The organism is Streptomyces shenzhenensis, assembly GCF_021462265.1.
In the GTDB taxonomy this organism is placed as follows: Bacteria; Actinomycetota; Actinomycetes; order Streptomycetales; family Streptomycetaceae; genus Streptomyces; species Streptomyces shenzhenensis.
In genome coordinates this window covers 115,473-127,727 of sequence record NZ_JAJONF010000004.1, presented here as the reverse complement: position 1 = coordinate 127,727, position 12,255 = coordinate 115,473, and the positions used below count along the sequence as shown (strand labels likewise).

14 protein-coding genes are annotated in these 12,255 nt (G+C 66.5%); 7 read left to right on the top strand and 7 right to left on the bottom strand.

Going from position 1 to position 12,255, the window contains the following annotated elements:
• Positions 1-47: 47 nt before the first annotated feature.
• The 3 genes from LQ326_RS07155 to LQ326_RS07145 are packed head-to-tail and all read right to left on the bottom strand — an operon-like array spanning position 48 to position 2,586.
• Positions 48-851 carry a hypothetical protein gene (locus tag LQ326_RS07155; RefSeq protein WP_234533865.1) on the bottom strand — a complete coding sequence of 268 codons (804 nt, stop codon included), beginning with the start codon at positions 849-851 and terminating at the stop codon, positions 48-50.
• A 47-nt stretch (positions 852-898) separates the two neighbouring features.
• Positions 899-2,305, bottom strand: coding sequence for a hypothetical protein (locus LQ326_RS07150; protein ID WP_234533864.1), 1,407 nt, complete (start codon positions 2,303-2,305; stop codon positions 899-901).
• Positions 2,302-2,586: a hypothetical protein gene (locus LQ326_RS07145; protein WP_234533862.1), complete on the bottom strand. Its 285-nt coding sequence runs from the start codon at positions 2,584-2,586 to the stop codon at positions 2,302-2,304. Before LQ326_RS07145 ends, LQ326_RS07150 begins: the two co-directional genes overlap by 4 nt.
• A 377-nt stretch (positions 2,587-2,963) precedes the next feature.
• On the opposite strand from LQ326_RS07145, the gene LQ326_RS07140 reads away from it, so the two are divergent.
• The 7 genes from LQ326_RS07140 to LQ326_RS07110 all read left to right on the top strand — a co-directional run bounded on the left by LQ326_RS07140 (position 2,964) and on the right by LQ326_RS07110 (position 8,945).
• Positions 2,964-3,632, top strand: coding sequence for a hypothetical protein (locus LQ326_RS07140; RefSeq protein ID WP_234533860.1), 669 nt, complete (start codon positions 2,964-2,966; stop codon positions 3,630-3,632).
• 287 nt (positions 3,633-3,919) lie between these two features.
• Positions 3,920-4,654, top strand: coding sequence for a hypothetical protein (locus LQ326_RS07135; protein ID WP_234533858.1), 735 nt, complete (start codon positions 3,920-3,922; stop codon positions 4,652-4,654).
• Between the two features lie 61 nt (positions 4,655-4,715).
• Positions 4,716-5,018 carry a hypothetical protein gene (locus LQ326_RS07130; RefSeq protein WP_234533856.1) on the top strand — a complete coding sequence of 101 codons (303 nt, stop codon included), beginning with the start codon at positions 4,716-4,718 and terminating at the stop codon, positions 5,016-5,018.
• 58 nt (positions 5,019-5,076) lie between these two features.
• On the top strand, positions 5,077-6,264 hold the full coding sequence (locus LQ326_RS07125; protein WP_234533854.1) for an enoyl-CoA hydratase/isomerase family protein: 1,188 nt from the start codon (positions 5,077-5,079) through the stop codon (positions 6,262-6,264).
• A 50-nt stretch (positions 6,265-6,314) separates the two neighbouring features.
• A complete protein-coding gene (locus LQ326_RS07120) occupies positions 6,315-7,187 on the top strand; it encodes a hypothetical protein (protein ID WP_234533852.1) in 873 nt (290 codons plus the stop codon).
• A complete protein-coding gene (locus LQ326_RS07115; protein WP_234533851.1) occupies positions 7,184-7,867 on the top strand; it encodes a hypothetical protein in 684 nt (227 codons plus the stop codon). Before LQ326_RS07120 ends, LQ326_RS07115 begins: the two co-directional genes overlap by 4 nt.
• Before the next feature lie 391 nt (positions 7,868-8,258).
• Positions 8,259-8,945: a hypothetical protein gene (locus LQ326_RS07110; RefSeq protein ID WP_234533849.1), complete on the top strand. Its 687-nt coding sequence runs from the start codon at positions 8,259-8,261 to the stop codon at positions 8,943-8,945.
• Positions 8,946-9,322: 377 nt separating this feature from the next.
• On the opposite strand, the gene LQ326_RS07105 is transcribed toward LQ326_RS07110, so the two are convergent.
• The 4 genes from LQ326_RS07105 to LQ326_RS07090 form a co-directional block, all read right to left on the bottom strand.
• Complete coding sequence (locus LQ326_RS07105) at positions 9,323-10,156, bottom strand: PIG-L family deacetylase (protein WP_234533847.1); 834 nt, start codon at positions 10,154-10,156, stop codon at positions 9,323-9,325.
• A 263-nt stretch (positions 10,157-10,419) separates the two neighbouring features.
• Positions 10,420-10,983 (bottom strand): hypothetical protein, encoded by a 564-nt coding sequence (locus tag LQ326_RS07100; protein WP_234533845.1) that lies wholly within the window; start codon positions 10,981-10,983, stop codon positions 10,420-10,422.
• Complete coding sequence (locus tag LQ326_RS07095; protein ID WP_234533844.1) at positions 10,980-11,648, bottom strand: hypothetical protein; 669 nt, start codon at positions 11,646-11,648, stop codon at positions 10,980-10,982. Before LQ326_RS07095 ends, LQ326_RS07100 begins: the two co-directional genes overlap by 4 nt.
• On the bottom strand, positions 11,645-12,223 hold the full coding sequence (locus LQ326_RS07090; RefSeq protein ID WP_234533842.1) for a hypothetical protein: 579 nt from the start codon (positions 12,221-12,223) through the stop codon (positions 11,645-11,647). The genes LQ326_RS07095 and LQ326_RS07090 overlap by 4 nt, the downstream gene beginning before the upstream one ends.
• Between the last annotated feature and the right edge of the window lie 32 nt (positions 12,224-12,255).

Below are 12,255 nucleotides of genomic sequence, written 5' to 3'. Positions count from 1 at the left end.
CGCGTCAGCCGCACTGACCGCGTTGGCCGCACCGGCCCTCTCGCCGTTCATACCGCCGTCCCGATCGCCCGGTCATACCGCTTGCGCCGCCCTGTAACCACGACCGTCACGGGGGCCAGCAGGAGCACCGCGGCGGCGCCCAGGCAGAGGTAGCCCTCGAGAACGCCGCCGATCTCGGACTTGCCGCCGAGGGAGGGCTTGTAGTGACCGGCAGGGTCGACGACGGCCGTGGTCGTCTGCCCGACCCGGCCGGCACAGTTCTCCTTGTTGTCGATCACCTCGTGGACGGAGCCGTCCCGCAGCCGGACCCTGCAGTAGGTCTCACGGGTCCCGTGCGTCCACTGACGGGTCGGCGCGGCGATGGTCACCGTCTGTTCCACCCCGCGCAGCTGCAGATACCAGGCATTGGCGAAGTACGAGCCGACCAGTACCAGTACGAGATAGGCGGCCGCGGTGGCATACCGGGCCACAGGGGCCCCTCGGGAGTCACGGGTCTTGAAGGCCACCCAGAACACCGGCAGCCCGAGCAGCAGGCCGACGAACGCCGCCGCCTTCCCGATGAACAGGCTGCAGACCAGACAGACGACGGCCGACACGACGGCCACCAGGAACAGCCGGGCCCACGGCCACACCGGCGCTCCGCCGCCGTACCCGGCCCGCGCCGGGCGGGGGTTGCTCGTCGCCTCGGAGAACTCGGCGAGGATGGTGCGTACCCGCCGCATGCCGTCCGGGCCGGCCGCGATACGGCGCAACTCCGGCAGCCCCAGGCCGACTTCTTCCAGCGACCGTTGCCATTTCTCCGGCAGCTCCGCGAACAACTCGTCGACGGACCGCTCGTCTTCACTCGCCACGTGATCCTTGCTCTCTCCGCCCTGGGACACCTGACAGCCGACCCGGGTCAGCCGCCGGTGCTCCAGTGCCAGTTGTAGAACGGTGTCCCACCGGCCCCGATGCCCGGAATCTCCTTCGCGCCCTGGAGGACGTTCGGCCCGGTGATCCACGGCTCGCCGGGGTTCGTGTGCGCCAGGTTCGACCAGCCGGCGAGGAGCGGCAGCACCTGGCTGCCGTAGTAGAGGGCCTTGGCCTGACCCGCCATGGTCTTGAACGAGGAGTCCGCGACCTCCGATAGATTGGGCGCCGTTTCCGCGAAGGCCGCGGCCGCCCGGTGCACTGCGGGGGCCTCGCGGATGTCGGTCGCGTACGCCTTCAGGTTCAGTGACTCCTTGACCACCGAGCGCATCCGCGGCAGGAGTTTCGTGGGCCCCTCGGACAGCGCCTTGCCGATCTCGCCGGGCTTGACCCCGTTGAGCGTCTCGGCGAGTTCGCGGGCCGTCGTCGGATTCAGCCCGATCTCCCGCGCCAGCTGAAGGTCCTTGACCGCGGAGGCGCCGCGGGCGGCCATGGCCGCCTCTTTGGCGGTCGTCCCCAGGACCCGCCCGGCGCCGAAGGACAGCACGCCGATGGCATCGATGGCGACGTCCAGCCAGGTGCCCTTGCCGTCCAGGGCCGAGACGGTGTCGCAGACCAGAGCGACCACCGAGGCGATGAGCGCCAGCGCGCCGAGGACCTCGCCGAGGACCGGTACCCAGCTGAGGGCGAGTGCCAGCACGCCCAGAACAGCCGCGGCCACCCCTGCCCAGTGCCCGATGTCGGCGACCCAGTCCTGCCAGTCGTCCCACCAGTGGTGCTTGGGATCCTTCAGCCCGTCGTGGTCGATGGCGTCCCGTATCGCCTTGGCGGCGTAACCGGCCTGCGTGTCCCGGTAGTCGAGCGCGGCCCGCAGCTCCCGCTTCGCGGCGTCGAGTTCCCCGTCGGAGGCCTCTTTCTGCCGCTTGAGCTTCTGCTTGTCCGGGTGGTTGTCGTCACCGGACGGATGCTGATCGATCTGCTTCTGGCAGTTGCCGCTGTCGGCATCGGCGGCGGCGGCCTTCTTCAGCGCCGCCCGCACCCGGTTCTGGGCGTGGTTGAGAGCGGTCGCCCAGTTCTCCCGCACCTGGTCGGCGATGGGCTCGTACGGCACGGACGATCCGAGCGCCGCGCCCGCCGCCGCGTACCGCTGATGCGACTGGCCGAGCAGCTTGACGGTGTCCCCGGTCTTCGCGGCGAACGCCTTCCCCGTGTCCGAGTCCCACCCGTTCCCGTCGACGAGATTGCGCAGCTTCCCGGCCTGCTCCTCGATCAGCTTGGCCGTGTCGGAGATCCGCTTCCCGAGCCGGGCCACCTCATACGGGTCCCCCGGCGTGAACTCCTTGTCGTCGTACCGGGCCGTCTGCCAGTCGACGCCGGAGAAATCGTGATCGCTCACTTGTCCCCCGGCTGCGCCTTGAGCAGCGCGTCCGCGAGATGCTGATCGACCCCGTCGTACGCCTTGGCCGCCTCACCCGCGGTCTTCCCGAGAAACTCCAGCCCGTCACAGAGCTGCTTGCGCTTCTTCTTCCAGTCGTCCGCGAAGTCACCAAGGGCGTCGGCCACATCACCGGAACCGATCTCGGAACCGTAGGAGTCAACGAGATCCTTCGCATGTTCAAAGTTGGACTTCAACTTCGCGACAGACCGACTGATCTCCCGCAACTCGCTCGTGGACACCCTGACGTGATCCGCCATCACTACCCCCGTGAACACCTGCCTACCCAGCCGCCCCACGCGACGCAGGAGGCCAGGGTCACTGTGTGTCGAGGGTTTTGGGGGCCACAACCAACGAACCGCAAAGGGAGGCCAAAGGAGAGGCGGCGCCCAGCAGGTTACACCGGCATCCACGCCATGCCCGCACAATCTTCACAATGCCCGTGCGGCCGACCCTGGTACGGAGACGCCTCACCGCCACCAGTGGGCCACCTTCCCAAGGAAGGTCCCGCATAACGTCATTCGGCACCTCCACAGCGAAGTTCGCGGTGGCGAAACCCCGGATCCCACGGATACCGTTTGCACTCTTGACGAACTCCATTCTCACGGGGGAGCCCACAGTGAAGCGCCGCACCTTGCCCGTTGCCGCCGCGCTCACCGCGACAGCAGTTCTGCTGCTGACGGCATGCGGAGGCGGGGACGACAGCTCCAAGGACAACGACAAGATCACGGGGGCCGACGGGACGGGAGGCTCCACCTCTCCATCTCCGTCCGGCTCGGCCTCCACTTCGGCTGAGAAGAACGCGCCGAGTTTCGACTTCCCGTCGGACATCACGGTGGCCGTCGACCGGGAGTCGACGGGAGATGCCGCCAAGGACGCGGTGCTGCGCGACCTGGCGTACGCCGCCGAAGCCCGGCTAGAGGCTTTCGCCAAGGGGAACGGACAGACCGCCAACCTGAATCGCTACTTCGCGGGATACGCCCGAACCTACTGGATCGGCAGGGTTGCGGAGCTCAAGAAGCAAGGGCTGACCGTCACGGGACACTATCGGTACTTCAACTTCGTGGTCACCGACATGGCCAACGGTCCGACAGCGGCAGTCCGTTACTGCGAGGACCAGAGCAAGGGATACGGCAAGGTCATCAAGACCCAAAAGGTGCAGGTCACCAAACCGAGTGACAAGGATTTCATCCTCAATACGCTCCAGGTCGCGAAGGACTCCGCAGGTGACTGGCAGATCACGCGGCAGAGCTGGAAGAAGGGCGATGCCTCGTGCGTGCGGGGGTAGGTGTCCGAGCCGCACGTCCCGTTTTTCGGACGGCGGCGGCCGTGAGCCTGGTCATCGCGCTGGGAGCGGGCGCTCCGGCGTATGCGGGAGACCCCTCCTACGGGGGTGATGAGGGCGACGTCCAACCGACCCCACCTAAACCCAGCTCAGGCGGCAGCTCCGGAACCGGAACCATCGGCGCCCATATCCAGATCAGTCAAAGCAGATCTGGCAGCTCAAACAGCTCCACCTCGAAGGCCACCTCTTCAAACGCCAACTGGAAGCCCCCCGTCTGCTGGTACGAGCCCATGTACACGCCGGACGAGTACGAGGACTTCATAAAGTCCTCGTACAAGGGCGCCCAGAAACCGGCCGCGAGCTACGCGAAGAAGCGCGACGACGAGGACTACCACAAGGGCGACAAAGGTCTCTGGTGGCAGGTGCAGTTCCGTAACGACAACTACACCGACGCTTGCCCCGTGACCCCGGACAACTGGGAGATCTGGGTCCCGCCCGCCCAGCCGAAGGCGGATCCCAACCAACTGACCCCGGAGATCCTCTCGAAACTCGCCTACAACTCGACGAAGTTGCCGAAGCCTCCGGTGGTACTCAGCCCGAGCCCGGACCAGCTGAAGGTGAACCTGGCTACCCGGGTGAAGTTCGAGGGCGACTTCGACCGGGTCTGGACAACGGCCGGCATCAACTACAAGGGCGTCGAGATGGCCGCGACGACCGTCGCGACTCCCCTGGCCCTCAGGGTCGACGCGGGCACGGCGGACGCCGATCCGCAGACCTGCACGTATGACCTGGTGAAGGGCGACAACGGCTACACGGTCGACAGCAAGGACGCGGCCTGCAACATCACCTACCGCCGCTCCTCCGGCACCGGTACCTACGCCTTCAAGGCATCGATCACCTGGAAGATCACGTGGACGGACTCGGCCAATCCGGACGGACCCGTCCAACAGCCCGGCCTCCCCGACGGCCTGTCGACGTACGAGCAGGACGTGACCGTGAAGGAAATCCAGGCGGTCAACCGCTGACGAGACGCGAGCGGCCGGCGGAGTCAGGGCTCCGGGCCGCTCCAGGAGACCGGAATCCGACATGAGTGACCTACGCCTCGAAGACACGATCTTCCAGGACCTGAAGAAGACCTTCTCGTCCATCAGCGACCGCATGGAGACCACCCGCCGCACGCTCCGCAGCGCGGACGCCTCTGCCGTGGGCGAGAAGCAACTCATTGAAGACGTGCAGGACTTCGCCGACGACTGGGGCTACGGCATCAAGCAGCTCGGCAAGCACACCCAGGGTGCCGTGAAGATGATCAACAAGATCGGGGAGAGCTTCGGCAAGCTCGACCTGGACCTGGCCGAGTCGCTCAAGGCTCCGAAGCAGAAAGGCAAGTGACGTGGCTGGGCAGCGGCCTGCCTTCCCCCACATAGGCTGGGATCCGACTCCGGGCAGCGTGGAGGACACCCGGGACCTCGCCAAGCAGCTCGGCCAGCTCGCCGGCGAGCTGGGCACGGCGCTCGGAGAGCTGGAGCGTATCGAGTGCGGGGCCTGGAAGGGCAAGACCGCGATCGCGTTCACCGACTACATCGACAAGGACGTCACGCCACTCATCCGCAAGAGTCACGACTCCTTCGACAAGGCGTCGCGCGCCCTCCACCGCTGGGCCGACGACCTCCAGGACTTCCAGGACCGTGCCGACCGGCTGGAGAAGAGCGCCGGGGACAAGCTCGACGCGAAAGCCAAAGCCGAGGGAAAGACGGACGGCAAAGGCAGCGACGAACTCGCCAGGGCCTCCAGCGCCGTTGACGGCGTCATCCAGAAGGTCCACGAACTGGAGGCGGACTACCGGGCGGCTGCCCGTCAGGTCAGCAAGGAACTGGACAAGGCCGGTGACATCGCTCCCGACGAGCCCGGCTTCTGGGACAAGCTCGGCAAGGGAATCGAGAACACCTGGGACGCCACCGGCGACTGGATCAAGGGTCACGCCGACCTGATCAAACTGGTCGGCGACCTGCTGGGTGACCTGAGCGGCATCCTGACCGTGCTGGCGATCATCACCGCGCCGTTCGAGCCGCTCGGTGCCATCTTCGCGGTCGCAGCCGTGGTCAGCAGCGGACTGGCACTTGCCACTCACCTTGTGGCGAAGGCAGCAGGCGCGGACGTCGGCTGGATGAGCATCGGACTTGACGCGCTGGGGGCAATCCCAGGTATCGGCGCCTTCAGTAAGGGTGTCAAGGTCGCCGACGAGGCCACGGCTGTGGCCCGCGCGGGCAAACTCGGCCGGGGCTTCGACGGGCTGGGGACCACCGGCCGGAACATCATCGGTGTGGGCGACAAGGTCACCGGCGCCAAGAGCTTCAAGGTATTCGGCAAGACGGTCGGTCTGTGGGGCACCAAGACCGGAGGGGTCATCAAGGCCGAGGGCATCATGAACCGGATGAGTCTTGTTGCCGAGAACAACATCCGTAACGGACAGTGGCTCGGAACACGTGGTATCCCGGGCCTGAAGAAGATCGACTCCATGAGCGTACTGGGCCGAGGCATCGACTCAGCTATCAAGATCGCACCGAAGGCATTCACGATGCCCTCGCACATCGGTGATCTGGGGGACCGTTTCCACGAATCCGCCAAGGCACACTGAGGGGACACAAGGCTGTGGACTGGTATCCGGCTCCCGGGGAATCTGCACGCATGCGGGCCGAGGCCGACTTCGCAACTGGCATTGCGCCCGCCGTCGCCGGACTGCGCTCCTTCCGCGACACCGATCGGCGCGACATCGAAGCTGAGCTCGGCTGGCCGCCCGGTCCCGGTTTCACCCTCCGAGGCAAGACTGAACGAGGCGGCGTACGGGCCCTGGACATCGCGTTGCTCGGTATCCCGCGACTGCTCAACATGGTCGCAAACGCCGGCGCGGCCAGTGGCACCCTGTTCAACGAACCTGCCGGTGCCGGCCAGCCGCAGGAGCCGGAGAACGAAGTGGACGACTTCCCGGTCCTGTGGGCGGCCCCTGGAAGCACAGCGCGTACGCTCCCTTGGCAACTCGACCCTGCCCGGCGGCCCAAGAAATACCGAACCGAACTGGTACTCACCGATCAGCGCCTTCTCATCTTGGGAGTAGACGCGTCCGCCGGGCCAGTCTCCACCGGGGAATTGTGGGCGACGCCCCACGATTCGATCGCCGACATCGAGCGAATGCGGTACTCGGAAGGAGGAGCGGACGTCAGGGTCCGCTTCACGGACGGATCGTGGACGCGTTGGAAGGTCCAGGAGGCACCCAAGCTCGTGGGGCGCTTCCACCGTGACCGGCAGCCGGTGGCGGAGGACGACCTCACGTCGCAACAGCGTGAGCGCCTCACAGGGCTCGTCGAATCCCCTCCCCTGCAGGTCTCACGGGCGGTCGGCAAAGTGCTTCCGATCACGGAAGCACCGTCTTTGGAACGCTTTTCGGACGGCACCGTGATGGTCGAGTTGCGTGTCCCCATCTCCAACGGCACCATCCAGACCGTCACTCGCTATCTGTCCCCGACCGGTACGGACGACACTTCGAAGGACCGCCTCTCGTGACGGAACCGATCCAGTTGACCGCCACCGCAGCCACACAGCCCATCCCGCCGATGACGTTCGTGGTCCCGGCCGGTTTCCATGCCCTGCCGGTGGACAGTTCCGGCACAGAGCGCGCCGCGGCCATGGCGGAGTTCGTACGCGGCGTCTACCCCGGTGGCGACGACGTCCTGTGGCAGTCGACCGCTCCGTTCTACGAACTGGTAACAGAGGCGATGGCATCCGCAGGGCTCGCCTACTCGGCTTTCGGGATCTTCGCCCTAGGCACCGACGGAGTGGCGCACTGCTCCTTGAGCGTCGCCGCTTACACCTCCGACCACAACGACCCGGACACCGCCGCACAGGGCATTCTGGCGGTCCTCGCCTCAGACGCGACGAACGACGCCCGCTGGCTCGACCTGCCGTGCGGTCCGTCCGTCGCCTCCATCACGGTAAGGGAACTCACCCTCAGCCCCGAAGTCACCACGAACGGCAAGCAAACCACACTGCATACAGGTCAAATCCAGGTCCATATCCCGTTTCCAGAAGGGCTTCACACGGCAGTCTTCACCCTGGACACCGCTTCCATCGACCACTGGGACGAGTTCTGCAACATGATGACGGCCATCCTGCAGACCGTCTCGTTCTCCGTTTCAGCCGACGAACCGGCCGCCGACAGGCAAATCAGCGATATATCTGTCTGACCGGAGAGCGTCGAACGTCTCCGTGCGGCCTCGGGTCGGAAGCACTGGCAGAGTCACTTCCCTGACCCCTTCCGGCCTGGGTACACGTCCCCGATCCCCGCCGCAATTTCCTGGCCCTCGTGACTCATCTCGACGTCGGCGAGGGCGCGTCAATCGCTCTGCGGAACCAGTTACCTGTACTCCTCCGGTGACGGCGTCTTCAAGCTCCGTGTGCCGATCATCCGGGCGGGTGCTGACGGCGCGGGAGGAGACCTGCCCGATGGGACCTTCGGAACCGCGCAGGGCATCACCGTTCAGGAAATCCAAGCCGTCGACCCGTGATGGCATTGTCGTGCCTCGGACGGAGTCCCCGAAGGAACACAAGCACCGCGACACCGGGAAGGACGATCCGATGACTGACCATGTGCCCGAGACGGCGTTCGCCGATCCGGCGACCGTCCGTGCTTGGCGGAAGGAGCGCCGCCGTTCGTTCGTGAAGCTGATCCTCTGGATGTTCTGCCTTCTGGGCTACGCAGCAGTCTTGTCGACGGTGGAGGACCGGGTGGGGAAACCCCTCGCGTTCATCTTCTCCGTCCCGATCGTCCTCGTGATCGCGGTGGGGATCGGTTTCGTGTCCGTGCGCTGGGAACACCTCGGCAAGATGAGAGCCGTACTGAAGGCATATCCCTGGCAGCACTGCCCTCCGCTGGGAGTCAATTCCCTGGCCGACATCGAATACTTCCGCCTCCCTGATCCGGATGAACCACGCAAGAACATCCAAGTGGCCTTCCGGCGATACGGCACGGGCAGGTCTTGGCAGCGAGCCGTGGAGGAGGCCAGGTCGGAGGGCTTCACGTTCGCGGGTGATCCGAGGTACGCCTGCGTGGTCGCATTGCCTGGCCTTCGGAGACTCCTGGCTGTGCGCCCCCAGCATCTGCATCTCGGAAGGGACGGCGCCAGGCCGCGCACAGTGAGTGAGACAGCCTGGCGACGTGCACAGGAAGCGGGCATCACCGCTCCACCGTCACTGGAGGAACAACGGCGCAAGCAGCTCTACCTGCTGTGGAAAGCCCTCCGAAGCAGACCCTCGTCCCGATGAGACACCATCCGGCACAGCCACCAGCGGAAGCGAGGCTTCAGCGCCACACCTTGACCAGTCGGGCGAAGGCTATCTCCGCCTTCCTGATCTTCAGCGCCATCCTGTGGTTTCACCCGGGATGGACCTCTCGGCCTGCCTGGTGCGAGCCGCTACGCGGCAGATGGCGGAGACCGGGGCCGTAGAGGAACAGTTCTCGGGAGTCGACGCGCCGACCGGGCAGGAGCGGCGGGACGTCGAAGCCGCGCGAAGTTCGTCCACAGCGAGACCCGGGCCGCGGGCTGCCGGAGCGGATCTCGCGTGGACAAGCTTCCGGGTGTGTGACCCGCCCGGTCACGGCGTGCGGTCGATGCGCTTTCCCCGCCGGTCGGGCGGGTGGATCAGCGCAGTCCGGCGAAGAGGTCGTTCTCGGGTATGGCCGCGCCGGTGGCGTCCTGGACACGCACGAAGGTCTCCATGCCCATCAACTCGCCGAACCTCTCCTTGCCCATCTTGAGGAAGAAGATGTTCTCGCCCTGACTGGCGTGCGCGGCCAACGCGTCGAACTTCTGACCGCTGAACGCGGTGGTGTCGACCCACGTGGTGATCTCATCGTCGGGGAGGCCGATCTCGGCCATCGCGGCGGCCTCGGCAGGATCCGGCTCCGGCATGTCCGGATGAAACTCGCGCATGATCTCGCCGAAGCGCTGCATCCCCGAGCGGGGCATCGTGGTCCAGTACACCTTCGGAGACAGCGCGGTCATTTCCAGCGCCGCCATCGTGATGCGATGGGCCTGGATGTGGTCGGGGTGCCCGTAGAAGCCGTTCTCGTCATAGGTGACGACCACATCAGGCCGGTAGTGCCGCATGAGTTCCGCGAGTCGGGCCGCGCCCTGCTGCACGGGGGTCTGCCAGAAGGATCCGGGGGCGTTGTTGCTCGGCCAGCCCATCATTCCGGAGTCGGCATAGTCCAGCATCTCCAGATCGCTGACCTTCAGGACGTCACAGCTCGCCTCAAGTTCCTGACGGCGCATCAAGGCGACCGCCGCCGGATCGTGACCGGGGTCGCCTGGTTTGACACCCCCCGGTCCGTCACCGCAACCGCCGTCGGTACACGTCACGAGAACCGTGCGGATGCCTTCCGCCGCGTACCGCGCGAGGACCCCTCCGGTTCCGGTGGCCTCGTCGTCGGGGTGGGCGTGTACTGCCATGAGCGTCAACGGCCGGTCGGTCATGAAACGGTTCCTCCTGCAGAAATCACGTCTTGGTCCGAGTGCGCGGCGGGCGTACCGCGATCGTGGGCCCGGCTCCTGGTGGGTGGAGAACTGTGTGGTCTCCGTGTTCCCGGCCCGTGCGGCGCCGCTCCCTCGGTCGATGCAACCGTGCCGACCGGGCCGGCTGTTCCCGGCGCGGCCGCCCGGCCGTCCAGGCGCCGACGGTGCAACGCGAACGAGACACCGGCGCGACGACCTGCACGGCTCGGCGCCACCCGGTGCCTTCACATGATCCATCGCAACGACTCGGCGATCGAATCGCACAGGTTGCGCATCGGGCCTGTCACTCCGCTGAGCGGCACCGCGAAGGCGAGGGCCAGGTAGCCGACGCCGCCGGGCATCTGCACGTACAGGTCCAAAGTCGTCGGACCGAGGACGCGGACCGTCTCCCCAGCGGGCAGGACGACGGTGGAGACCTCCCCGGCAGACGCGTTCTGCCGTTGTTGCGTCTCCAGCGACGCCTGGAGCTGCCGGGGAGCCAGCCCTCCGGTCCTGGGGATCAGGGAGACGACGAGCGAAGCGGGCAGGATGCCTCCGCCTTCCAGCTCCGGCCTCAGGAAGAACTCCAGCGCACCGGTCCTGACCCCGGCCTCAGCGGTGTTCCGCAGGGTCGCCCAGATCTCCTGCTTGGTCTCGGCAGGAACGGTCTTGCCCTCGGCCTGGTGGTCCACGAACGTCTTCAGCTGTGCGCGCCAGCGCTCCTGGGTGAGATCGATACGGAACCAGTCCCGGGGGACCAGAAGCCGGTAGTCCTTGGGCGGTGCCGTGGCGCCGGACTCCGTGGTCATCCGGGCATCACCATCGGTTTTCCCGACTCGTTGAACAGGCGGACGCTCTTCACGACGCCGGCGAACATGGCCGAGAAGACATCCCAGGCCTGGGGGGTGGGTGTGCCCATCTCCAGGACCAGGACCGTTCCATTGCTCAGCGGTATCTGGACCTGGATGAAGGAGGTCACCACCGGCTCGTCCGTTCCCGACGCGGTAAGACTGCCGGGCAGGCTCGCCTTCCGGGTCCCGATGCAGGACACGGCCGGACCGCAGGGCAACTCGATCTCGCTGACCTGCCCCAGGCCGAGGTGACGCAACGTCGAGCCCAGGAAACCCACGGGACGGCTGCCTGCCCTCTCGTCCAGGTCGATCATGCTCACGGTGACCGTGGCCGTGCACCGCTCGCCGTCCACCTCGGTCATGACGAAGCCGGAGTACTGGATCCCGGCCTCGGCGAACGAGTCGTAATGCGCCGCGACCATGACCGCCCACTGCAGTTGCACCTCGAAGGTGGCCTCCGGCATCACGGCACGGGCCAGTTCGACGAGTTGCTCGGCAGTCTCGTCCAGGCTCTCCGCATCCATCGGGATCTCGAAGAACCCCTCCGGCATGATCCAGCGGACATCGATGCCCGGGCCGCCGACAGAGCCCTGCACGTTCTCCTCTGCTGTTACGGCGCTCACGACAGGCCTTCTCCATCGGTGGTGTCTGCTCGGTCCGCCTCGGGGCGGAAGGTTGCCGCGAACGGGTAAGGGCCGTAGTGCGGATAGTGAGCGGGGATGTCCGCCCCTTCCCCGCGTGCGAGATGCGCCAATTCGCGGTATCCCCTGGCCCGTGCCCGTAGGTTCTGCCGAACAGGGTCGCCCCAGTGCACCGCGGCGGTGCGCACGTAGACGGCGAGCAGGACCAGTACGACGACGACCGCAGCGCCCCCGAAAGCGAGACGGGACGCTTCCGAATCCCAGTACTGGGCCACACCGCCCCAGTACACCGCCGCGCCGAAGCCGATGAGTGCCAGGGGGACGCCGGATCTGAACCCCGCGTTGAACATCGCGACCTCGTCCTGATGACGACTCCGGAGCAGCCGCAGAACCGCCCGGTCGTCCAAAAAGTCGAACCGCAGTTGCTCCCCCAGCCGCTCCGCTTCCGTCCTGGCCCTGGGAATTCCGGCGATCACCTCACCGGGGACCAGCCGCACGGGGTCTGTACCTCGGCGGCCGACGAATTCCCATTCGCCGAGGTCGGTCGTGTCATCCACTTGTGTCGCCCTCCTTTCCCGGCATGTCCGTC

Coding starts and splice junctions, on each gene's coding strand:
- LQ326_RS07100 (WP_234533845.1), bottom strand. CDS start 10,983: ATGACCACGGAGTCCGGCGCCACGGCACCGCCCAAGGACTACCGGCTT.
- LQ326_RS07110 (WP_234533849.1), top strand. CDS start 8,259: ATGACTGACCATGTGCCCGAGACGGCGTTCGCCGATCCGGCGACCGTC.
- LQ326_RS07130 (WP_234533856.1), top strand. CDS start 4,716: ATGAGTGACCTACGCCTCGAAGACACGATCTTCCAGGACCTGAAGAAG.
- LQ326_RS07120 (WP_234533852.1), top strand. CDS start 6,315: ATGCGGGCCGAGGCCGACTTCGCAACTGGCATTGCGCCCGCCGTCGCC.
- LQ326_RS07135 (WP_234533858.1), top strand. CDS start 3,920: ATGTACACGCCGGACGAGTACGAGGACTTCATAAAGTCCTCGTACAAG.
- LQ326_RS07105 (WP_234533847.1), bottom strand. CDS start 10,156: ATGACCGACCGGCCGTTGACGCTCATGGCAGTACACGCCCACCCCGAC.